Here is a 19,151-nt window from a genome sequence, read left to right on the forward strand (position 1 = left end):
ATTATGAAAAAATATTTTGCTTTTTTACTGATTTTATTGGGTGTAATTTCTATTGATGCTCAAAAAGACTCGATACAATATCCTGAAGTAAAAGTAAGTTCTGATTATGGAAAAAAGGCATCTTTAGATAAAACCCCTGAATTTCCAGGAGGGCACGCTGCATTTATGAAGCTGATTATAGGTAATTTCAACACTTCCAGATTAGCAAGGCAGAACATTGCAAAAGCAAGAGCAATTGCCGTGTTTGATATTGATAAAGAAGGAAATATGATTGATCTGAGAATGGAATCTTATGACAATGAAGCCGTAAAAGCAGAGTTTCTAAATGCACTCAACAAAATAAAAACAAAGTGGATTCCCGGTGAACAAAATGGTGAGAAAGTAAAAATGCGTATGCGACAACCTCTTCAGTTTAATTTAAATTAATTGTCTTCATTTTTTGGTTTGAATTTTGTGAAAACATATAAAATTAAGCAACCAACTCCGTAACACAAAATATCAATCCATGAGAAAGAATTTCCGATTACGATATACATCAGGCTTCCCGGTTGGAAGCCTAATTTATCTGCAATATGGAAAAATTGAGCAAACTCAACCAGGCACGAAAAAGCAAAAATCCCGATGATTAACTTTGTTTCGTTGATGATGACAAAGCTTTTCACAAAAGTATACAGCAACATTACCACAATCACATCTCCCAGATAAGCTCTGATAAAGAAATTGTCTTTTAAAACCGTTGCAATTAAAACCTCAACAAGGAAGATAAGGATGGTTAAAAGAAGGTATTTTGCGCTAAATCTAAATTTCATCATGATTTATTTTGGTTAAGTCTCCATAAAAAAGAGCAGACTAAAAGCCTGCCCAATATCTCAATTTAATTTTAAAAAATAAAATTATTTTTTCACTTTTATTGTACAGCCTATTGCTACTGTTTTAGTTTTTGCAACTGGTTTTCCGCTCAATAAAGCAGCCATTGCATCTTGTACATAATGTTCTGAAACATCATTAGGATCATCATAATTATTGTCGATGGCTCCAATATATTTTACGATATTTTTTGCACCTTCTTTCTGAAGAATAAAAACGTGCGGCGTTTTTGTGGCACCATATTGAGGATAAACTTTCTGTCCTTCATCTACCAAATAAGGGAATGTAAAACCTTTTTCTTTGGCTCTTGTGATCATTTGCTGAAACCCATCTTCCGGCTGCACATTTGGATCATTCGGGTTAATTGCAATCACAGGATAACCGGCAATTTTGTATTTCTTATCAAGCGCAACGATTCTGTCTTCATATTTTTTTGCATACGGACAATGATTACAGGTAAAAACTACGATAAAACCTTTTGCCTTTTTAAAATCGCTCAACGAAACCATTTTTCCGTCGATATTTTTAAGCTTAAAATCGGCAGCGGTATCACCAACTTCATAGCCTTTTGAAGAACTTACTTTTTGCTTCGGATCTTCATTATTTTTATTGATTGCCGTAAAGCTTAGTAAACTTAAGCCTATTATTGCGGCAGCAACTAATGTTTTAATATTTTTCATGTTTATAGATTTTTTGTGATTATATTTTCCAGTTCAGTTTTTGTCATTTCTCCGTCGTTAAAATGTACTTTTTCTGAGTTTTTATAGACAATCGTAACAGGAATGTTTCCGTCCCAGTTTTTTTCAAACCGGGGAATCCAAGTATTCATTCTTTTAATATCATCAAGGAGAATAACTTCTGCGGTAAGTTTCTTATTTTTAATAAATTGTACAACACGCTCTTTATCTTTCGAGCGGTCTAAAGACACCAAAAGCATTTTAAATTTAGGATTGTCTTTATATTTATTATTAACCTCCATAAAATCCGGAAGTTCTTTCACACAAGGAGCACAGGTTGTAGACCAGAAATTCAGAACCAATAAAATGTCTTTTTCTTCCTGAATTTTCTTTTCGAGCAATTCATATTTAATCATCGGAACATCATTTACAATAATTTGCTCCTGTGAAAAATAAAAAGACAGACTGAAAATCAATGCACTGAAACTCAAAATTTTCTTCATACTCAAAATTAGCGAATGAATTTGTAAACCATTAAGATAGAGCTGTTAAACTTTGTTAATTAATCAGATATAATTAAATTTAAGAGTCTTATTTTTGCTAAAATTAAACGATGAAAAAACTTATTTTATTTTCGGCATTACTATTTGGCTATTTCATACAAGCTCAGGAAGTTGCAGGAACAACTGATTTAGAAGAATTGGATTTACGTAAAAATAAAACCGATATTTATAATGCTGTGGAAAAACCAGCTTACTTTCCCAAAGGCTCACTTGTTTTCAGACAAAAGTTTGCAAAAAAATTCAAAGAAAAAAACGTAATCAGTAAAGAAATAGAAAAATGTGAACTTACTTTTATCATTGAAAGAGATGGTACTCTTACTAATATTAAAGCATCTGGGACTAATGAAAGTTTCAATAACGAAGCTATTCGAGCGGTTTCTAAAATTAAAGACAAATGGATTCCTGCAGAAATTGACGGTTACAAAGTAAGATATCGTTTTAGATTACCTCTTACTATAAACTTTGAATAATTGGTATTAAGTTTGATTTTCTCAATTTATTAAACAATACCTCTGATTATACTTCAGAATCAGTATTATAAAAATTAAATTGAATGAAAAAAGCTATTCTCTTACTTGGTATTTTTTTCAATTTTTTTGTTTTTGCGCAGGAAACTGATGCGAAAAATCCTGTTCAGAATACCATTTCCGCCGTTTCAGCATTACCTGATTACAACATCATTAAAACCAAATTAGATCTAAAACAAGTCGTTACAAAAGCAGATAGCCTTCCGGAATTTCCAGGTGGAATGAATGCTTTTAAAAGAAAATATTTCGAAAATATTGAAACTTTAGACCTTAAACAAAACGAAAAAGTAGATACAAGACTCTATTTTATCGTTGAAAAAAACGGATATGTAAGAAACGTTACTGCTGTTGCAAAAAATAAAAAACACGCAGAAGCAGCAGAACAGGGAGTAAGAAAGATTTTTGCCCGCTGGAAACCTGCAAAAATCAATGGTGAACCTGTACGTTACTTATTTTATTTTCCTTTGACAAGTAAAAAATATAATTAAATTAGGATATACTTTTCATAGAGATTAAATCAATTTCAGTATTTTGGATTCTTTTTTTTAATTAGTCATGAAAAATCTTACTATCATAATAATCTCAAATGGTTTTGTTTTCGGGCAAAATATTCCCGTACCTCCCGCAATGCCATCAATACCGAAAACAATAGAAAATATCTATGTAACTACAGTATGTCCTGATTATCCTGATCATGAGGCATATTTCCCCAATGGAACGGAAGCTTTTACCAAGAAAGTTGAGAATGCTATATTAGATTCTGCAAAAATTAAAAAAGGAGAAAACATTCTAAAAGCAATGCTTAATTTCACTGTAGAATGTGACGGAAGTTTGATGGAAGTTCAAGTTATTGGCTCAAACGTCAGTTTTAATATTGCTGTCGAAAAAGCCATAAAGCAGATTAAACATAAATGGATCCCAGCAAAATATGATGGCAATTTTGTAAAAAGCAAAATTCAACTTCCGATTACGATAAATTACAAATAATTTATTCTACAAAGTTTTGATAATATTTATTCAAAGTAGTTCTTCCAATTTAATTAAATATCATTTATCACAATTTTTCTTTCTTCTTTGTAAGCAAAGTACGCTAAACTACCGTAATAAACACCAAAAAGTATAAATCTTCCAAAATTGGTCATAACTTTTCCATCACCTCTGATTTCCGGATTTGTGATACCCAAATACTCTAAAAGATTCTCTGCTAAAATAGTAACCACAATAACAGGGAAAACAAGTAATGTTTTCAAAAATCGAAACTTCAGCAATTTTCCACGCTGCTTTTCAGAAAAATTAAAAATAAGAAATCTGTTAGCTAAAAAAATGGAAAGAAAAGTATTAAAAACAATGGAGTTAAATCCCAAATTATTAAAAAAATAAAACAGACCACCAATAAAAATCAAAGAAATAATGATGATTCGAAATTTTTGAGGAAAAAATAAAAGAAACAAAACAGGAAAAAAAATCATTAAATCATAGAACCACAGATCTATATATTGCTTGGCAATTTCTGGGTCAATATTTTTTCCAAATAATAAAATGTAGAGATACTGAAAACATAAAACAACGTACGATGCAGTAGTCTCATACTTCCAAAACGTTGTTTTTGTGTCAATAATACCCTTCATTCTTTATCCTCCAATCATCTTTTTAATCGAATTCAGCTTCATTAAAGCTTCAATCGGTGTTAAGGTATTAATATCAATTTTCGTTAATTCTTCTCTGATGTTTTCTAAAACCGGATCATCTAACTGAAAGAAAGACAGCTGCATATTTTCATCAGTTACTTTTTTAATACTTTCAGAAGAACCGCTTTGAGAACGACTTGCTTCAAGAGTTTTCAGAATTTCATTAGCTCTGTTAACTACTTTTGCAGGCATTCCTGCCAGTTTTGCCACGTGAATACCAAAACTATGTTCGCTTCCGCCAGGAATTAATTTTCTTAAGAAAATGATATTCCCTTTATTCTCCTGAATAGAAACATGGAAATTTTTCACACGCTCAAAATTTACCGTCATTTCATTCAGCTCGTGATAGTGCGTCGCAAACAAAGTCTTTGCCTGAGTCGGATGTTGATGAAGATATTCAGCAATTGCCCACGCAATAGAAACCCCATCGTACGTTGATGTACCACGACCAATTTCATCTAATAAAATCAAGCTTCTTTCAGAAATATTATTCAAAATATTCGCTGCTTCATTCATTTCCACCATAAAAGTAGATTCACCAGCCGAAATATTATCGCTCGCTCCTACTCTGGTAAAAATTTTATCTAAAAGCCCGATTTCCGCATGCTTTGCAGGAACAAAACTTCCAATCTGTGCCATTAAACAAACAATTGCAGTCTGTCGCAAAATTGCCGATTTACCCGCCATGTTGGGCCCGGTAATCATAATAATCTGTTGAGAATCTTTATCTAAAAAGATGTCATTCGGAATATATTTTTCGCCTAAAGGAAGCGCATTTTCAATAATAGGATGCCTTGCTTCTTTTAAATCGATACCAAAGCCATCGTTCAAAACAGGTTTTGTATAGCTTTCAGAAACCGCCAATTCAGAGAAACCTACTGCAACATCAAGTTGTGCAATAATGTTTGAGTTTTCCTGAATTCTGTCGATGTAGATCATCGTGTCTGAACAGACTTTTCGGTACAGCTGATTTTCAAGAACACTAATTTTTTCTTCGGCACCCAAAATTTGGCTTTCGTATTCTTTTAGTTCTTCAGTAATGTATCTTTCAGCATTTACAAGCGTTTGCTTTCTGATCCAATCACTAGGAACTTTATCTTTATGTGTATTTCTTACTTCAATAAAATACCCGAAAACATTATTAAAATCAATTTTCAGACTGGTAATTCCTGTGCGTTCTACTTCGCGTTGGCACATTTCGTCAAGAAAACCACGCCCTTTATTTTGTAGACCTCTCAAATGATCGAGCTCTTCAGAAATATTGTGCTTAATTACATTTCCTTTAGCAAGGTTTACCGGAAGCTCTTCATTTAAATGATTCTCAAGCAATTCAATCAATTCATCTAATGAATTTAAAGGTTCCAGCCAAGCTAAAATATCAGCATGAGGATGAAGTAATCCTTTAATTTTCTGAATATTAATCAAACTTTGACGCAGATAACCTAATTCTTTAGGTGAAATTTTTTCTGCCGCTAGTTTTCCCATCAAACGATCTAAATCTGAAATAGCACGCAATAATTGGGAAATTTCATATTTTAATTGATCATTTTCGTTTAAAAAATCAATCAGAGAAAGTCGCCTTCCAATTTCTTCGACAGATTTTAAAGGAAGGATAATTCTTCTTCTCAATAATCTTCCACCCATTGGTGTGGACGTTTTATCGATAATATCTAATAACGATTTCCCTTTCGGATTACTCGGATAAACGATCTCGAGATTTCTCAGCGTAAAATGATCCATCATCAGATAATCTTCCTGCGGAATAATCTGAATTTTGGTGATGTGCGCCAATAATTTGTGATGCGTATCTTCAACCAGATAAGCGAAAATAGCCCCTGCAGCAGTAATTGCCAAAGGCAAATTTTCTACCCCAAATCCTTTTAATGAATTGGTTTTAAACTGATTCGTCAGTTTTTCGTAGGCGAAATTGTATTGATACGCCCAATCTTCCAATTTAAAAACATTCCTGTTTTTCAGCTGATCAGGAATCTGTACACTTCTCTGATAAATAATTTCACTCGGATCAAACGTATTGATGATGTGTAATATCTTATCTAAATTTCCTTCACTTACCAAAAACTCTCCGGTGGAAACATCAACCAAAGCAATTCCATATTTTTCTTTTTCTTTGTGAAGCGAAAGCAGGAAATTATTCTTTTTTGAACTAAGAACCTGATCGTTGAACGTAACTCCGGGGGTCACCAATTCTGTAACGCCACGTTTTACAATTCCTTTGACGGTTTTCGGATCTTCCAGTTGGTCGCAGATCGCCACACGAATTCCCGCTCTTACCAATTTTGGCAAATAAGAATCTACCGAATGATGCGGAAAACCAGCCAATTCGATATGACCTTCTCCGTTGGCTCTTTTCGTAAGAACAATGCCTAAAATCTGAGATGTTCGAACGGCATCCTGCCCAAAAGTTTCGTAGAAATCTCCCACTCTGAAAAGTAAAAGTGCATCAGGATATCTCGCCTTGATGGTATTGTACTGCGTCATTAACGGGGTTTCTTTCTTCGTCGCCTTTGCCATTGAGATCGTTCTTAAAATTGGGTTGGTAAAAGTATGAAATAAAAAAGAAGGAGGGAAATGTTGATTTTAAATCTCCCACAGATTCCGCAGATTTTCACGGATGATTAAGGAAAAATTGCCACGAATGCACGAATTAGTTTATGATCATTTTCCTTAAAATGATGTTTAAAACAATTTTACGTCTAAAAAATTCGTGCATTCGTGGCGTAATAATATGTGCTAATCTGTGAAATCCGTGGGAAAATCAAACTTTAATGCTTTTCAAATGTTTCTCCAAAGCTTCCGTCGCTTTTTCATACGCCCATTTTTGCTTAAAATTCACCCAATTTGCTTTAAAAAGTTTTCGCATTAGTTTATCAGTATATCTCATGATAAAAACATGATACATCATATTGGCAAAAACTTTAGGTTTGTTAGGTAAAGCTCTTAACGACATCGAAAAGCCAGGTTCCAAATATCTGTTGAAATGCCAAAAAGCTCCGGGAATGAAAAGTGCATCACCGTGTTCCATGAAAATTTCAATGCCTTTCGCATATTTTAAAGCTGGAAATTTCTCGTAATCTGGATTTTCATAATCAATATCATAAACCGTGTGAACCGAAAGTGGAACTTTATATAAAAACTTCGACTGTTTCTGGTCAAACAAAAGAATTCTCTTCTTGCCTTCAAAATGAAAGTGCATAAAATCTCCCAAATCAACGTCATAATGCATTAAAACATGCGCATCACTTCCGCCAAAAAATAACGTAGGAAGTCTTTTGAAAAATTTAATTCCCAAATCAGGATAAGTGAAATTTTTAAGCAATTCGGGAAGACGGTCGGTAATAATATAAAAGAAAATACGAAGGTCGGATGGTTTCGATTTTATCGTATCAATATAATCTTTCATTTTCATCTTTGCGACAGGCGCATCAGAACTTCTCTTAGAATCAGCTGGTTTGTTATCGTACAACGGAACTTCCTGTTCACCCGCTTTTTCTTTAATGAAATCAAAATTCCATTTGTCGAAAGCTTCCCATCGGCTCGCATAATTTTTTATGAGCAGTGGTTTCTGTTTTTTGAAATAATTTTGCTGAAAATCTTCTTTCGTTATATCGTTGACAACGTCTACGTTTTCGAGAATCATGGGTTTGTAATTTAATGCGAAATAAAAATAGTGTTTTTTTGAAATTTATAAAAATTTATCTTTGCAAGACAAACATCATCCATGAGAGTTTACAATACCAAACATTTCCTGAAAATATTGGTCAGCTTACACAAAAGCGACACCATGAAAATCCTTTTTCCAACAATGATTTTGATGGCTGTTTATTCTTACGGAATCCAGTATCTGGAAATTGAATATCTGCATTTGACCTCAAAATCTAAAGTCAGCAATGTCGGGATGATTCATTCTTTATTGGGATTTGTTTTGTCTTTATTGTTGGTTTTCAGAACCAATACCGCTTACGACAGATGGTGGGAAGGCAGAAAACTTTGGGGGAAATTGGTGAATGATACAAGAAATTTCGCCGTGAAAATCAATATGATTCTTTCAGACGACAGAGATTCTGCAAACCAGATTGCAAGATACTTGAAATACTATCCACATTTTTTAGCGAAACATCTTTCTCAGGAATCTACAAGATTGGCTCTGGATGAAGATTATTCTGAAATTGAAAAATCTTTAAAAAATCACGGACCCACCGATTTGGTGATTCTTCTGACGCACAAATTGCATCAATTAAAAAAGGAAGGAAAAATTTCTGATGTAGAAATGCTGTATTTAGATACGCAAATTTCAGGTTTTCTTGATGTTTGCGGAGGTTGTGAAAGAATTAAAAACACACCGATTCCTTATTCATATTCTTCATTTATAAAAAAGTTTATCATTTTATATGTTTTGGCTTTACCGATTGCTTATGTGATCAATCTTGGATACTTCATGATTCCATTGACGGTTTTTGTGTATTATGTCTTGATGAGTCTGGAATTAATTGCTGAGGAAATTGAAGATCCTTTCAATAATGATGAGAATGATATTCCTATGGAAACAATCGCTCAGAATATTGAAAAAAATGTGCATCAGATTATGGGTGCAAAAAAATAAAAATAATGACTCGTTTTTAAATCCGTTCATAAAGAAGAATTCGTAAATTGTAATAAGAAATAAAAATTATTTTGGTAAATAAATTAAAACTGGAAGAACTCAACAGAATTGATGTAGAAACTTTTAAAAAAGTTGAGAAAATTCCTTTGGTGGTCGTTTTAGATAATATAAGAAGCATGCACAATGTGGGTGCGACTTTCAGAACAGCAGATGCTTTTTTGGTTCAGAAAATTATTCTGTGTGGAATTACACCACAACCGCCACACCGTGAAATTCACAAAGCAGCTTTAGGTGCTACAGAAAGTGTAGACTGGAGTTATGAAAACGACATTAACGCAACTATTAATGATTTAAAAAGCCAGGGTTTTGAAGTTGTAGGTATCGAGCAAACGACAAACAGTACAATGATCACTGATTTTAAAATCGAAAACACTAAAAAATATGCGGTGATTTTAGGCAATGAAGTAGAAGGAATCAGCGACGAAGCTTTGCAGAATATTGATTCTTTTATTGAAATTCCACAGCTCGGAACAAAGCATTCTTTAAACGTAAGTGTATGCGGCGGAATCGTGATGTGGGAGTTTGCAAAAGCCCTAAAATAAAAAAACTGCGTCTGTCAAAAGACAGTGCAGTTTGAAATAAATCTAATAAAAAGTAAAAATGAAAGGCGACAAAGATACTTTATTTTTCTTTACGAACAAATTTTTGAATCCGTTTTTTTACTTTTTTGAAAAATAACTTAACTTTTAGAGAAAGGTTTCGTTTAAAATTTTATAAATTAGCACAATGTTTATCAAGGACTATATCTCAAAAGATTTTCCGTGTTTTCATCTGACTGACTCTATCGAATCAGCTAGAGAAACTTTAGAAGCATTTGGATATACGCATATTTTCATTAAAAAATCCCACCACTTTTACGGAGCTATCGCCAAAGACTTCCTTTATGAGGAGGAAGGTACTCTGAAGAATCTGGAACATCAGATCGAGCGGTTTGCGATTTTGGAAGATAATAATATCATGGATAGCATCCGATTATTTTATACATTCAATGCCAACGTGATTCCTGTGATCAACAAAAACGAAAAATATCTGGGATACATCTGTTGTGATGATGTTTTTCAGACCTTTTCAAAATACCCTCTGTTTTCGGAAACCGGCGCTATTCTTACGATAGAAACTCCGGCAAGAAAATATTCAATGACAGAAATTGCGAATATCGTCGAGAGCAATAACTCTAAATTTTACGGCGGATTTATCAGTTTTATGTCAGATGAAGTGATTCATATCACCATCAAAATCAGTAACGAAAATCTAGCTTCAATTGATGCAACGTTTGACCGTTATGATTACAGAATTGTAGAAAAATATTATTCTGATGAGAAAACAGATCTTTTCAAAGACCGTTTAGGTTTTTTACAAAAATTTATCGAAATATAATATGAAGGCAGCCATATATTCTCAGAAAAAAGATCTTGATACTTTTTTATATTTAAGCAAATTTATTTCTGAACTGGAAAGCAGAGGTGTAAAATCTGTTTTGTTTGACGAAATGGCTGAAGCGCTTCAGTTTTCTAAAATTTTTGAGACTTTTGGCAACAAACAGGATCTTATTGATAAAGAAGTTGATCTTTTCTTCACTTTCGGAGGCGATGGAACGATTGTAAATTCTTTAACTTTCATTGAAGATCTTGAAATCCCTGTTGTAGGGGTCAACACCGGAAGACTCGGATTTTTGGCAAGTTTCACTAAAGAAGAAGCCTTTAAAGAACTTGATTCTATTTTAAAAGGCGATGTAAAAACCAGCCGAAGATCTGTAATAGAAGTTGTTTCGCCAAAATCTGACGAGTTTTTTCCGTATGCTTTAAATGATGTAACCGTTTCCAGAAAAGAGACCACGTCAATGGTAACGGTAGATTCTTATATTAATGATGAATTTTTAAATGTTTTTTGGGGTGACGGTGTAATTGTTTCTACACCAACCGGCTCTACAGCGTATTCGTTAAGTTGTGGCGGACCGATTATTTCTCCAAACAACGAAAATTTTGTTATTACACCGATTGCTCCTCACAATTTAAATGTAAGACCTTTGGTTGTCAACGATAAAGTAGAAATTAAATTTAAAGTGGAAAGCAGAGTTCCGCAATATTCTCTTTCATTAGATTCAAGATTAATTCATATCGAAACCGATAAAGAAATTATAATCAAAAAGGCGAGCTTCCAGCTATTATTGGTGCAGCCCAACAATTTAAGTTTCTACGAAACCATCCGTCAGAAGCTACTTTGGGGACGCGATAAAAGAAATTAGTAATTTCTTAAAATTGATTACCTTTACAAGAATTTTCAAAAAATATCCTAATATTATTATAATAAAGTAAAACATGAGCAGAATTTTCCCGGCAGGAGTTGCCACAGGTCAGTTAGTTACAGATATTTTTCAATATGCTAAAGAAAACAAATTTGCATTACCTGCAGTGAACGTAATCGGTTCTAGCAACGTAAACGCAGTAATGGAAACTGCAGCAAAATTAAATTCACCTGTTATCATTCAGTTTTCTAACGGTGGAGCAGCTTTTAACGCTGGAAAAGGACTTAGCAACGACGCTCAGAAATCAGCTATTTTAGGTGGTATCGCAGGAGCTAGACATATTCATACCCTTGCTGAAGCTTACGGAGCAACAGTAATTTTACATACAGATCACGCTGCAAAAAAATTGTTGCCTTGGATCGACGGTTTGATGGATGCAAACGAAGAATTCTTCAAGCAGACAGGAAAATCTCTTTACTCTTCTCACATGCTTGATCTTTCTGAAGAATCTTTAGAAGAAAACCTTGAGATTTCTGCTCAATATTTCGAAAGAATGGCAAAAATGCAGATGACTTTAGAAGTTGAGATCGGGGTTACAGGAGGTGAAGAAGATGGTGTAGACAATTCTAGTGTAGACAACTCTTTATTGTACACACAACCTGAAGACATCGCTTACACTTACGAAAAACTGAAAGCAGTTTCTGACAACTTTACCATTGCAGCAGCTTTCGGAAACGTACACGGAGTTTACAAACCAGGGAACGTAGTTCTTACTCCAAAAATCTTAGATAACTCTCAGAAATTTGTTCAGGAGAAATTCGGAACTGCAGAGAAGCCAATTAATTTTGTATTCCACGGTGGTTCAGGTTCTTCTTTAGAAGAGATCAGAGAAGCTATTGATTACGGGGTAATTAAGATGAATATTGATACCGATCTTCAGTTCGCTTACACAGAAGGAATCAGAGATTACATGGTAAACAATGTAGAATATTTGAAAACTCAAATCGGAAACCCTGAAGGAGAAGAAAAGCCTAACAAAAAATATTATGACCCAAGAGTTTGGATCAGAAAAGGTGAAGAAACTTTCTCTAAGAGATTAATTCAGGCATTTGAAGATTTAAATAACGTAAATACGCTTAAATAAATTATAAATTTTGAATTATAGATTTTAAATTTTTTTAATCTATAATTCAAAATCTAAAATCTAAAATTTCATAAATGGCATTCGACTGGTTTAAAAGAAAAGCACAAAATATTACCACTTCTACAGATGATAAAAAAGACGTACCAAAAGGTCTTTGGCATCAGACTCCATCAGGAAAAGTAGTGGAACACGACGAATTAAAGAAAAACAATTATGTTTCTCCTGAAGACGATTTTCATGTAAGAATAGGAAGTGCAGAGTTTTTTGACATCCTTTTTGACGAAGGAAAATTCACTGAGCTTGATGCAAATGTGGAAAGTATTGATATTCTTAGCTTTAAAGATACCAAGTCATATACCGACCGTCTGAAAGAAGTAAAAGCAAAAACAAAGCTTACTGATTCTATCAGAAATGCTGTAGGAACCGTAAACGGAACCGAGATGGTAGTTTCTTGTATGGATTTTGCGTTCATCGGAGGATCTTTAGGTTCTGTGATGGGTGAAAAAATCAGAAGAGCAATTGATTACTGTATCGAAAAAAGACTTCCATACATGATTATTTGTCAGTCTGGAGGAGCAAGAATGCAGGAAGCAACGTATTCTTTGATGCAGTTGGCAAAAGTTCAGGCTAAATTGGCTCAGCTTTCAGAAGCAGGACTTTTATACATCGCTTATCTTTGTGACCCAACTTTCGGTGGAATTACCGCTTCTTTTGCCATGACTGCAGATATTATTATGGCAGAACCAAAAGCTTTGATCGGATTTGCCGGACCAAGAGTTATCCGTGAAACCATCGGTAGAGATTTACCGGAAGGTTTCCAGACTTCAGAATTTTTGCAGGAAAAAGGCTTTGTAGATTTTATTGTGAAAAGAACAGAAATTAAAGAAGTTGTTTCTAAAACAGTAAATCTTTTGGCTGTAAAAGCTTAAAATTTAAACTAAAAAGCATATCATCTCTCTCAATTTGGGAGAGATTTTTATTTTTATGAGGACATTTAAAGTCGTTTTAAATACCATCACATCAATGAGTTTAAAGAAAATATTTAGACTCTTATCTGCTGTTTTACCGCACCCTCTTTTTTCGATTTTAAGTTTTTATGCAACAACAAAAGCCTTTTCTATCGCACAGAAACTTTATCCAAAAACGGCATCCAAAAACGGTGAAGGAAACGCTTTCAGACATTCGCTTTGGTGTTGCCTGATTATGATGTATTGTAGCAAGGTTTCTTCACCTCAAAAGGCATTAGATTTCTGCAAAAAAATTACAGATCTTCACGAAGAATTATTTCCGAACGAACCTTTGGAAACAAAAATGGATCTCCATAATAATAAAATAGGGATGGATTATTTCATGGAACTTCTTCCTGGAATTCATCGTCAGTTTTTTGAGAAAAGCTTTTTTATTAAAGAATTACAAAAGAAAACAGCCAATGCCAAAATTTTGAAAAGTCTGGATGATGATTTTGAAGGAGAACTGGTTTATCTGGATGAAAAATAACAACTTCTTTTTGTCATTCCATAGGAATCTAGATTCGAATCTTTAAATTATAATCTCAGATTCCTACGGAATGACAAACATTGTGGAAATTTATTTTCATCCTTTTTGTAATCTGAAGAATTTTTAACTAAGTTTAAACAATTAATTTAATCAAATGGTTCTCAGCAGAATTTGGTCGGCTTTCATCATCATCGCCATTACTATTGCAAGTATAAAATACATCTCGTCAAGCCACTACAAAACCATTTTCAATGATATGGTTGTAGGAAAAGGCGGCGATACCGTACAAATTGCTACCCAAAACATTACTACACTCTCCCCTATTGTAAGAGACAGCCTGATGAAAAAAAATGATTTTGCCGACAGCAGAATTCATTATAAAACAAATTCTCTGAAACAAAATGTACAAGTTTATCGAGTTCAGGAAGCAGATGGCGTCATTGGAACTTCTGAAACTGCCGTTAAAATTTGTCTTGGTTTAATTGGAATTATGACGCTTTTCATGGGCTTCATGAGTATCGCCGAAAAAGCTGGCGGAATCAATCTTTTAAGCCGATTAATACAGCCGTTTTTCTCAAAATTATTTCCAGAAATCCCAAAGAATCACCCCGCTTTCGGTCATATGTTGATGAATTTCAGCGCCAATCTTTTAGGTTTAGATAATGCCGCAACTCCTTTTGGTCTAAAAGCAATGGAAAGTTTACAGACTTTAAATCCAAATAAAGAGACAGCGAGCAATTCACAAATTATGTTTCTCTGTCTTCACGCAGGCGGAATGACATTAATTCCGGTTTCTATTATTGCCATCAGAGCTTCGATGGGTTCAAAAACTCCGACTGATATCTTTCTTCCGTGTATGATTGCAACATTTGCAGCAACTTTAGCGGCAATGATTATTGTTTCTGCTTATCAAAAAATAAATCTATTAAAACCTATTGTTCTGGCCTATGTCGGAGGAATTTCAGCATTGATTGCGCTTTTGGTTGTCTATTTAGTTCAATTAAGCAAAAACGAACTGGATGATTTCAGCAAAGTTTTAAGCAATGGCTTAATCCTATTCATTTTTATTGCGATTGTTCTCGGAGCCGTTTATAAAAAAATTAATGTTTTTGATGCTTTTATTGAAGGTGCAAAAGAAGGTTTCTGGACGTGTGTAAAGATTATTCCTTATTTGGTAGGAATGCTGATTGCGATTTCTCTATTAAGAACTTCAGGCGTTTTTGACGTCATTATTGATGGAATGAAATGGATTGCCAATGCGGCGAATTTAGACGCCAGATTTGTCGATGGTCTTCCAACGGCATTAATCAAACCTTTATCCGGTTCTGGAGCGAGAGGAATGATGGTAGATACGATGGCTACTTTCGGAGCAGACAGTTTTCAGGGGAAATTGGCAGCAGTTCTTCAGGGAAGCTCAGACACGACGTTTTACGTGATCGCAGTTTATTTTGGAGCCGTAGCTGTAAAGAATACGAGATACACCGTAATTGCCATGCTTTTGGCTGATTTGGTAGGTGTAATCACTGCAATTGGATTGGCCTATTTGTTTTTCGCTTAAAAAGTGTGAGTAACTTCGATTTAAATTTAGATAAATGAAATCAACCCTATTTACATTTTTAATTCTGTCATTTAACTCTTTCATTTTTGCACAAGGAGGATGGAATATTGGTTATTTAAAAGTTGAGAATATTAATAAAAATGATATTGGGAAAACATTTAGAATCGATTTTAAATCTGACAAAATAAAAGAGAAAGATCCTTTTATAAGGTCATATTTTAGTACAAAAGATTCTAACTTTCTATTAATTGACAATAACAAAATTAAATTTATTGAAGAAAGAAAAATCCACGTTGATTCAGGTTATTACAATGATCAATTTTTAATTTGTAAAAGTTGTAAAGCACCTCTCAGAATTTTAGATGTGGTTTTGCTGGAAATAAAACCAGAAAAGATAGTTTTTCTAGCTGATTTTGAATTGAGTATTGATGATAAAGCCAATACAATAAAGTTCAAAAAAGAAATTGAAATTTCCCAAAATGAATTAGACGGATTAATTTTTTTAGATTCTAAATCTTAATAAATATTATATAAACCATTAACAAACAACGATCAACAAGCAACTAGATTATGATTACAGATAAAGAATTCACATTAAGATTAATACGTCAGTTAACTCAAGCTTTAGAAAAACTGATTTTAGATAAGCCTGAAGAAAGTTTAATGCAGAAAGAACTCGATTTTGATTCTTTAACGAAAGACATTTTTAAATTTGATTTTAAAGAACTTTCATCAAAATCAAAGGAAGAAATCATCGAAATTGTGAACGAAAGACAGGAAAGAGGCCACAAAGACTATTACGAAATGCTCGGGAATCTTTTCTATTACAATGGAAAAGTTTTAGCTAACAACGATTTTTTAGACAAAGCAAAAACCTTCTACGAACTCTATCTTCAAACCAGCGGAATTTTTGCACTTCCCGTTATCAATAGAATCAACGAAGTAAAAAAAGCACTTGAATAAAGTGCTTTTGTATTTTTAGAATGTAATGTTATAAGTTCCGGTGGATGAGACGCTTGCTTTTTCAGCTTTCACGTATTTCTTCACCCATGCAACAGATGTGGAAACCACACAAGGATCTGAAACTCCGCCCGATCTTCTTGCAGAAGAAATATTTCCGGCTTTATCTACAGTATAAGCAATCGTAATCGATCCACTTGCTGTACAATTGTGGCTTGGTTGTGCACCACCTCTTCCCATTGTTCCGGGAATATATCCAATCAATCGACGGTCAATTCCCACTTTGCTGTCTCCGTTTCCGTCTCCGCCTAAAGGATCGCCATTGTTCCCAATTCCTGTTCCTGTGCCTTGACTTCCGGCTTTTGTTCCACGACCTCTAATTAGATTTCCGATGGCAGCAGTTCCTTTTCCGTCGCCATTTCCGGTTTTAGAATTGGCTGTTGTTGCAGAACTTTTTGTGCTTTTGGTAGTCGAACTTGCCGTTGATTTTTTATTGGTTTTTGAATCTTCTTTTTTGGGAGCGGTAACTTTGCTATTTGTTCCGGTAATTATTTTTTCTTTAACCTCTGTTTTTTTTGATTCCGGTTTTGGATCTGGAACAATAACCGTTTTAGGCTCAGAGACAACATTCTCAACCGGTTCGGGAGCTGTTTCTATAGCTTTTGCAGCCAGACTTCCTTCTTGGTTGGCAGGTTCTTCAATTCCGGCTCCGTTTCTGTTATCTCCAAAATTGACGAGCATTGTAGTAATCACTTCAGGTTCTTTCGGGCGCTCAGTCGGTTTCATTTTATAGATGAAAACGAATAACAAAATAGCAGACCAAATAAGGATAGAAAGTACTGCACTTTTTACCTTATCTTTATTTTCTTCGGCTCTATTTATCGTATAACCTCTCATTGATTTATTGGTCTCAAATTATATTTTTTATTTGCCACGAATGCACTAATTTTCTTATTTGAGTATTCGTAGCAATGCGGAATGCTTATTCTTTTACTGTTGCAATGGCAATATTAAACTTATGTTTTTCTGCAATTTCCATTAAGAAAACAACATCTTTATGCATTGTGCTTTCGTCTGCTCTGATGGTAAACGATTTTGCCGATTTGCTCTGAAGATCGCTCACAATTGTTTGTTCTACCAATTCTCTGCTTACAGGTTTATCATTTACAAAATACGATCCGTCTGGTTTTACACTTACCGTCATCGGATTCGGAATATTATTATCTACGCTTCCTGTTTGTGGAAGTTTTACATCAATCGCACTTTGATTAGCCGCAGAAGAGGTAATCATAAAGAAAATCAACATTAGCAAGATAACGTCTGTCATTGCTGCTAAACTGAATTCCGGATGCGCTTTATTTCTTCTCTGAATTTTCATCTGTTAGAATTTATAAAGGTTTATTGATAATATCTAAAAATTCTCCAGAAACATTCTGAGTTCTCAGAACAAATTTATCAATTCTTGTCAGCAAAATATTGTAGAAAAAGTTTGCCGGAATTGCCACCGCTAAACCAACTGCAGTTTGTCCAAGAGCCGTATAAATACCTTCAGATAGAGTTTTCGGAGAGAAAGCTCCTTCAGCATGAGACAAATCAAAGAACGCAATAATCATCCCGATAACCGTTCCCAAAAGTCCCAACATCGGTGCAATACTTGGTACAACCGCCAAAAGGTTCAGATTTTTTTCCATATTTGCAACCTCAATTTGAGCCTGAGACTCCATTGCGCTTACAATATCAGAAACAGGTCTTCCTAATCTTGAGATTCCTTTTTCTAAAATTCTGGATTCCGGTGAATTCTGCGTTTTACAATAATCTGCTGCAGCTTCTATCTTTCCGTCTCGGATAAAGTCTTCGATGTTATTCATAAAATTAGAATCCGTTTTTGAAGTCATTCTTTTAATAAAGAAAAATCTTTCAAAAAAAAGATAAACAGAGAAAACTCCTAATAACAAAACAGTTACCATCACTATTTTAGCGAAAGCACCACCATGAAAAAGGATATTCCAAAAAGAAAATTCAAGCTTTTCTACAGGTACAGTAGGTACAGCGACCTGTGCAAATAAAATCTGAGTAAGTTCCGTTAACAGCATTAATTGATTATTTTTATAATGATTTTAAACGACAAAAATAATGGAATATTATTAATCCTTATCTTAAAATAAGCTTAAAAAACGCATCCCAAAGCTAATAATGTCTTAAAAAAGCAAATTTCTTTCCAAAAAAGTATTTGAAAAGAAATTTGTAGTTTATATTTTGGCAGCGATTAGTCTTCGTCTACCTCTATTTCGTCTTGCTTAAATTCGCATTTCAGTCTGAAAGGAATCGGAGTATCAGAACCTGTGTAAAAATCATCGATGGTTCCTTTCCAGATTACCTGAAGCTCATTTTCTTCGTTTTTCTCAAAACAAAGTTCGTTGTCGTAGATGAAGGCATCTTCATCATCAAACAAATTAACTTCGGTATAAACCTCGTCGTCAGAATCGTTGATTTCGAATGTTTTTCCTTCAATTTCGGCAGAATCTATCGGAAATTCAATTATTTCCAGCGAAAGCTGAGGAAAGTTGTACTGCAGAGAATCGTCATCTACATGATCTAAACCGTCGTCAGTAATGACCTCTACTTCCAGAAAGTGTTTTTGATTACTATAAACAGCCTTGCAATAAGTGCTTCTTATATTGTATTTTAGAGTTTCGTCCGGATGGTAAATTTTTAAAATCCCTTTCATTATTTCCTAAAAAAGA

Annotated in this window: 24 protein-coding genes; 14 read left to right on the forward strand and 10 right to left on the reverse strand. The window is 34.0% G+C overall.

Annotated features, from left to right (window positions below):
* The first annotated feature begins 3 nt into the window (after nt 1–3).
* Nucleotides 4–426 (forward strand): energy transducer TonB, encoded by a 423-nt coding sequence (locus tag FDY99_RS09960; protein ID WP_139421166.1) that lies wholly within the window; start codon nt 4–6, stop codon nt 424–426.
* On the opposite strand, the gene FDY99_RS09965 is transcribed toward FDY99_RS09960, so the two are convergent.
* The 3 genes from FDY99_RS09965 to FDY99_RS09975 all read right to left on the reverse strand — a co-directional run bounded on the left by FDY99_RS09965 (nt 423) and on the right by FDY99_RS09975 (nt 2,047).
* Nucleotides 423–809, reverse strand: coding sequence for a ribosomal maturation YjgA family protein (locus FDY99_RS09965; protein ID WP_139421168.1), 387 nt, complete (start codon nt 807–809; stop codon nt 423–425). The genes FDY99_RS09960 and FDY99_RS09965 overlap by 4 nt on opposite strands.
* A gap of 84 nt (nt 810–893) precedes the next feature.
* Nucleotides 894–1,547: a thioredoxin family protein gene (locus tag FDY99_RS09970; protein ID WP_139421170.1), complete on the reverse strand. Its 654-nt coding sequence runs from the start codon at nt 1,545–1,547 to the stop codon at nt 894–896.
* Between the two features lie 2 nt (nt 1,548–1,549).
* On the reverse strand, nt 1,550–2,047 hold the full coding sequence (locus FDY99_RS09975; protein ID WP_139421172.1) for a TlpA family protein disulfide reductase: 498 nt from the start codon (nt 2,045–2,047) through the stop codon (nt 1,550–1,552).
* Between the two features lie 110 nt (nt 2,048–2,157).
* On the opposite strand from FDY99_RS09975, the gene FDY99_RS09980 reads away from it, so the two are divergent.
* The 3 genes from FDY99_RS09980 to FDY99_RS09990 all read left to right on the forward strand — a co-directional run bounded on the left by FDY99_RS09980 (nt 2,158) and on the right by FDY99_RS09990 (nt 3,621).
* Nucleotides 2,158–2,577, forward strand: a complete 420-nt coding sequence (locus tag FDY99_RS09980; protein ID WP_139421174.1) for an energy transducer TonB — start codon at nt 2,158–2,160, stop codon at nt 2,575–2,577.
* Nucleotides 2,578–2,660: 83 nt separating this feature from the next.
* The gene (locus FDY99_RS09985) at nt 2,661–3,122 is read left to right on the forward strand and encodes an energy transducer TonB (protein ID WP_139421176.1); all 462 of its coding nucleotides are present in this window, start codon (nt 2,661–2,663) and stop codon (nt 3,120–3,122) included.
* Nucleotides 3,123–3,189: 67 nt separating this feature from the next.
* Nucleotides 3,190–3,621: an energy transducer TonB gene (locus FDY99_RS09990; protein ID WP_139421178.1), complete on the forward strand. Its 432-nt coding sequence runs from the start codon at nt 3,190–3,192 to the stop codon at nt 3,619–3,621.
* A 53-nt stretch (nt 3,622–3,674) separates the two neighbouring features.
* Here FDY99_RS09990 and FDY99_RS09995 read toward each other — a convergent pair whose 3' ends face one another.
* The 3 genes from FDY99_RS09995 to FDY99_RS10005 form a co-directional block, all read right to left on the reverse strand.
* Nucleotides 3,675–3,884: a hypothetical protein gene (locus FDY99_RS09995; protein WP_139421180.1), complete on the reverse strand. Its 210-nt coding sequence runs from the start codon at nt 3,882–3,884 to the stop codon at nt 3,675–3,677.
* 381 nt (nt 3,885–4,265) lie between these two features.
* Nucleotides 4,266–6,854 (reverse strand): DNA mismatch repair protein MutS, encoded by a 2,589-nt coding sequence (gene mutS, locus FDY99_RS10000; protein ID WP_139421182.1) that lies wholly within the window; start codon nt 6,852–6,854, stop codon nt 4,266–4,268.
* Between the two features lie 244 nt (nt 6,855–7,098).
* On the reverse strand, nt 7,099–7,980 hold the full coding sequence (locus FDY99_RS10005; RefSeq protein WP_139421184.1) for a cupin-like domain-containing protein: 882 nt from the start codon (nt 7,978–7,980) through the stop codon (nt 7,099–7,101).
* A gap of 81 nt (nt 7,981–8,061) precedes the next feature.
* On the opposite strand from FDY99_RS10005, the gene FDY99_RS10010 reads away from it, so the two are divergent.
* The 10 genes from FDY99_RS10010 (at nt 8,062) to FDY99_RS10055 (ending at nt 16,410) form a co-directional block, all read left to right on the forward strand.
* Nucleotides 8,062–8,943, forward strand: a complete 882-nt coding sequence (locus tag FDY99_RS10010; protein WP_139421186.1) for a bestrophin family protein — start codon at nt 8,062–8,064, stop codon at nt 8,941–8,943.
* 71 nt (nt 8,944–9,014) lie between these two features.
* The gene (locus tag FDY99_RS10015; protein WP_139421188.1) at nt 9,015–9,545 is read left to right on the forward strand and encodes an RNA methyltransferase; all 531 of its coding nucleotides are present in this window, start codon (nt 9,015–9,017) and stop codon (nt 9,543–9,545) included.
* A 184-nt stretch (nt 9,546–9,729) separates the two neighbouring features.
* Nucleotides 9,730–10,380 carry a CBS domain-containing protein gene (locus FDY99_RS10020; protein ID WP_074230613.1) on the forward strand — a complete coding sequence of 217 codons (651 nt, stop codon included), beginning with the start codon at nt 9,730–9,732 and terminating at the stop codon, nt 10,378–10,380.
* Between the two features lies 1 nt (nt 10,381).
* A complete protein-coding gene (locus tag FDY99_RS10025; protein WP_074230612.1) occupies nt 10,382–11,248 on the forward strand; it encodes an NAD kinase in 867 nt (288 codons plus the stop codon).
* A gap of 73 nt (nt 11,249–11,321) precedes the next feature.
* The gene (gene fbaA / locus FDY99_RS10030) at nt 11,322–12,392 is read left to right on the forward strand and encodes a class II fructose-bisphosphate aldolase (RefSeq protein WP_074230611.1); all 1,071 of its coding nucleotides are present in this window, start codon (nt 11,322–11,324) and stop codon (nt 12,390–12,392) included.
* A gap of 74 nt (nt 12,393–12,466) precedes the next feature.
* Complete coding sequence (accD, locus tag FDY99_RS10035) at nt 12,467–13,321, forward strand: acetyl-CoA carboxylase, carboxyltransferase subunit beta (RefSeq protein ID WP_139421190.1); 855 nt, start codon at nt 12,467–12,469, stop codon at nt 13,319–13,321.
* A gap of 55 nt (nt 13,322–13,376) precedes the next feature.
* A complete protein-coding gene (locus tag FDY99_RS10040; RefSeq protein WP_139421191.1) occupies nt 13,377–13,889 on the forward strand; it encodes a DUF6973 domain-containing protein in 513 nt (170 codons plus the stop codon).
* 154 nt (nt 13,890–14,043) lie between these two features.
* On the forward strand, nt 14,044–15,447 hold the full coding sequence (locus tag FDY99_RS10045; protein WP_139421192.1) for a nucleoside recognition domain-containing protein: 1,404 nt from the start codon (nt 14,044–14,046) through the stop codon (nt 15,445–15,447).
* A 34-nt stretch (nt 15,448–15,481) separates the two neighbouring features.
* The gene (locus tag FDY99_RS10050) at nt 15,482–15,967 is read left to right on the forward strand and encodes a hypothetical protein (RefSeq protein ID WP_139421193.1); all 486 of its coding nucleotides are present in this window, start codon (nt 15,482–15,484) and stop codon (nt 15,965–15,967) included.
* 50 nt (nt 15,968–16,017) lie between these two features.
* The gene (locus FDY99_RS10055; RefSeq protein ID WP_139421194.1) at nt 16,018–16,410 is read left to right on the forward strand and encodes a hypothetical protein; all 393 of its coding nucleotides are present in this window, start codon (nt 16,018–16,020) and stop codon (nt 16,408–16,410) included.
* A gap of 15 nt (nt 16,411–16,425) precedes the next feature.
* Here FDY99_RS10055 and FDY99_RS10060 read toward each other — a convergent pair whose 3' ends face one another.
* The 4 genes from FDY99_RS10060 to FDY99_RS10075 form a co-directional block, all read right to left on the reverse strand.
* Complete coding sequence (locus FDY99_RS10060; RefSeq protein ID WP_139421195.1) at nt 16,426–17,304, reverse strand: ferric siderophore ABC transporter substrate-binding protein; 879 nt, start codon at nt 17,302–17,304, stop codon at nt 16,426–16,428.
* Nucleotides 17,305–17,389: 85 nt separating this feature from the next.
* The gene (locus tag FDY99_RS10065; RefSeq protein ID WP_074230604.1) at nt 17,390–17,785 is read right to left on the reverse strand and encodes an ExbD/TolR family protein; all 396 of its coding nucleotides are present in this window, start codon (nt 17,783–17,785) and stop codon (nt 17,390–17,392) included.
* A gap of 10 nt (nt 17,786–17,795) precedes the next feature.
* Nucleotides 17,796–18,500: a MotA/TolQ/ExbB proton channel family protein gene (locus FDY99_RS10070; protein ID WP_074230603.1), complete on the reverse strand. Its 705-nt coding sequence runs from the start codon at nt 18,498–18,500 to the stop codon at nt 17,796–17,798.
* Between the two features lie 173 nt (nt 18,501–18,673).
* Complete coding sequence (locus tag FDY99_RS10075) at nt 18,674–19,135, reverse strand: hypothetical protein (protein ID WP_074230602.1); 462 nt, start codon at nt 19,133–19,135, stop codon at nt 18,674–18,676.
* Nucleotides 19,136–19,151: the final 16 nt, after the last annotated feature.

The sequence above is a fragment of the Chryseobacterium mulctrae genome, assembly GCF_006175945.1.
GTDB classification, from domain to species: Bacteria; Bacteroidota; Bacteroidia; order Flavobacteriales; family Weeksellaceae; genus Chryseobacterium; species Chryseobacterium mulctrae.

Coding starts and splice junctions, on each gene's coding strand:
- FDY99_RS09960 (WP_139421166.1), top strand. CDS start 4: ATGAAAAAATATTTTGCTTTTTTACTGATTTTATTGGGTGTAATTTCT.
- FDY99_RS09965 (WP_139421168.1), bottom strand. CDS start 809: ATGAAATTTAGATTTAGCGCAAAATACCTTCTTTTAACCATCCTTATC.
- FDY99_RS09970 (WP_139421170.1), bottom strand. CDS start 1,547: ATGAAAAATATTAAAACATTAGTTGCTGCCGCAATAATAGGCTTAAGT.
- FDY99_RS09975 (WP_139421172.1), bottom strand. CDS start 2,047: ATGAAGAAAATTTTGAGTTTCAGTGCATTGATTTTCAGTCTGTCTTTT.
- FDY99_RS09980 (WP_139421174.1), top strand. CDS start 2,158: ATGAAAAAACTTATTTTATTTTCGGCATTACTATTTGGCTATTTCATA.
- FDY99_RS09985 (WP_139421176.1), top strand. CDS start 2,661: ATGAAAAAAGCTATTCTCTTACTTGGTATTTTTTTCAATTTTTTTGTT.
- FDY99_RS09990 (WP_139421178.1), top strand. CDS start 3,190: ATGAAAAATCTTACTATCATAATAATCTCAAATGGTTTTGTTTTCGGG.
- mutS (WP_139421182.1), bottom strand. CDS start 6,854: ATGGCAAAGGCGACGAAGAAAGAAACCCCGTTAATGACGCAGTACAAT.
- FDY99_RS10005 (WP_139421184.1), bottom strand. CDS start 7,980: ATGATTCTCGAAAACGTAGACGTTGTCAACGATATAACGAAAGAAGAT.
- FDY99_RS10010 (WP_139421186.1), top strand. CDS start 8,062: ATGAGAGTTTACAATACCAAACATTTCCTGAAAATATTGGTCAGCTTA.
- FDY99_RS10020 (WP_074230613.1), top strand. CDS start 9,730: ATGTTTATCAAGGACTATATCTCAAAAGATTTTCCGTGTTTTCATCTG.
- FDY99_RS10025 (WP_074230612.1), top strand. CDS start 10,382: ATGAAGGCAGCCATATATTCTCAGAAAAAAGATCTTGATACTTTTTTA.
- fbaA (WP_074230611.1), top strand. CDS start 11,322: ATGAGCAGAATTTTCCCGGCAGGAGTTGCCACAGGTCAGTTAGTTACA.
- accD (WP_139421190.1), top strand. CDS start 12,467: ATGGCATTCGACTGGTTTAAAAGAAAAGCACAAAATATTACCACTTCT.
- FDY99_RS10040 (WP_139421191.1), top strand. CDS start 13,377: ATGAGGACATTTAAAGTCGTTTTAAATACCATCACATCAATGAGTTTA.
- FDY99_RS10045 (WP_139421192.1), top strand. CDS start 14,044: ATGGTTCTCAGCAGAATTTGGTCGGCTTTCATCATCATCGCCATTACT.
- FDY99_RS10050 (WP_139421193.1), top strand. CDS start 15,482: ATGAAATCAACCCTATTTACATTTTTAATTCTGTCATTTAACTCTTTC.
- FDY99_RS10055 (WP_139421194.1), top strand. CDS start 16,018: ATGATTACAGATAAAGAATTCACATTAAGATTAATACGTCAGTTAACT.
- FDY99_RS10060 (WP_139421195.1), bottom strand. CDS start 17,304: ATGAGAGGTTATACGATAAATAGAGCCGAAGAAAATAAAGATAAGGTA.
- FDY99_RS10065 (WP_074230604.1), bottom strand. CDS start 17,785: ATGAAAATTCAGAGAAGAAATAAAGCGCATCCGGAATTCAGTTTAGCA.
- FDY99_RS10070 (WP_074230603.1), bottom strand. CDS start 18,500: ATGCTGTTAACGGAACTTACTCAGATTTTATTTGCACAGGTCGCTGTA.
- FDY99_RS10075 (WP_074230602.1), bottom strand. CDS start 19,135: ATGAAAGGGATTTTAAAAATTTACCATCCGGACGAAACTCTAAAATAC.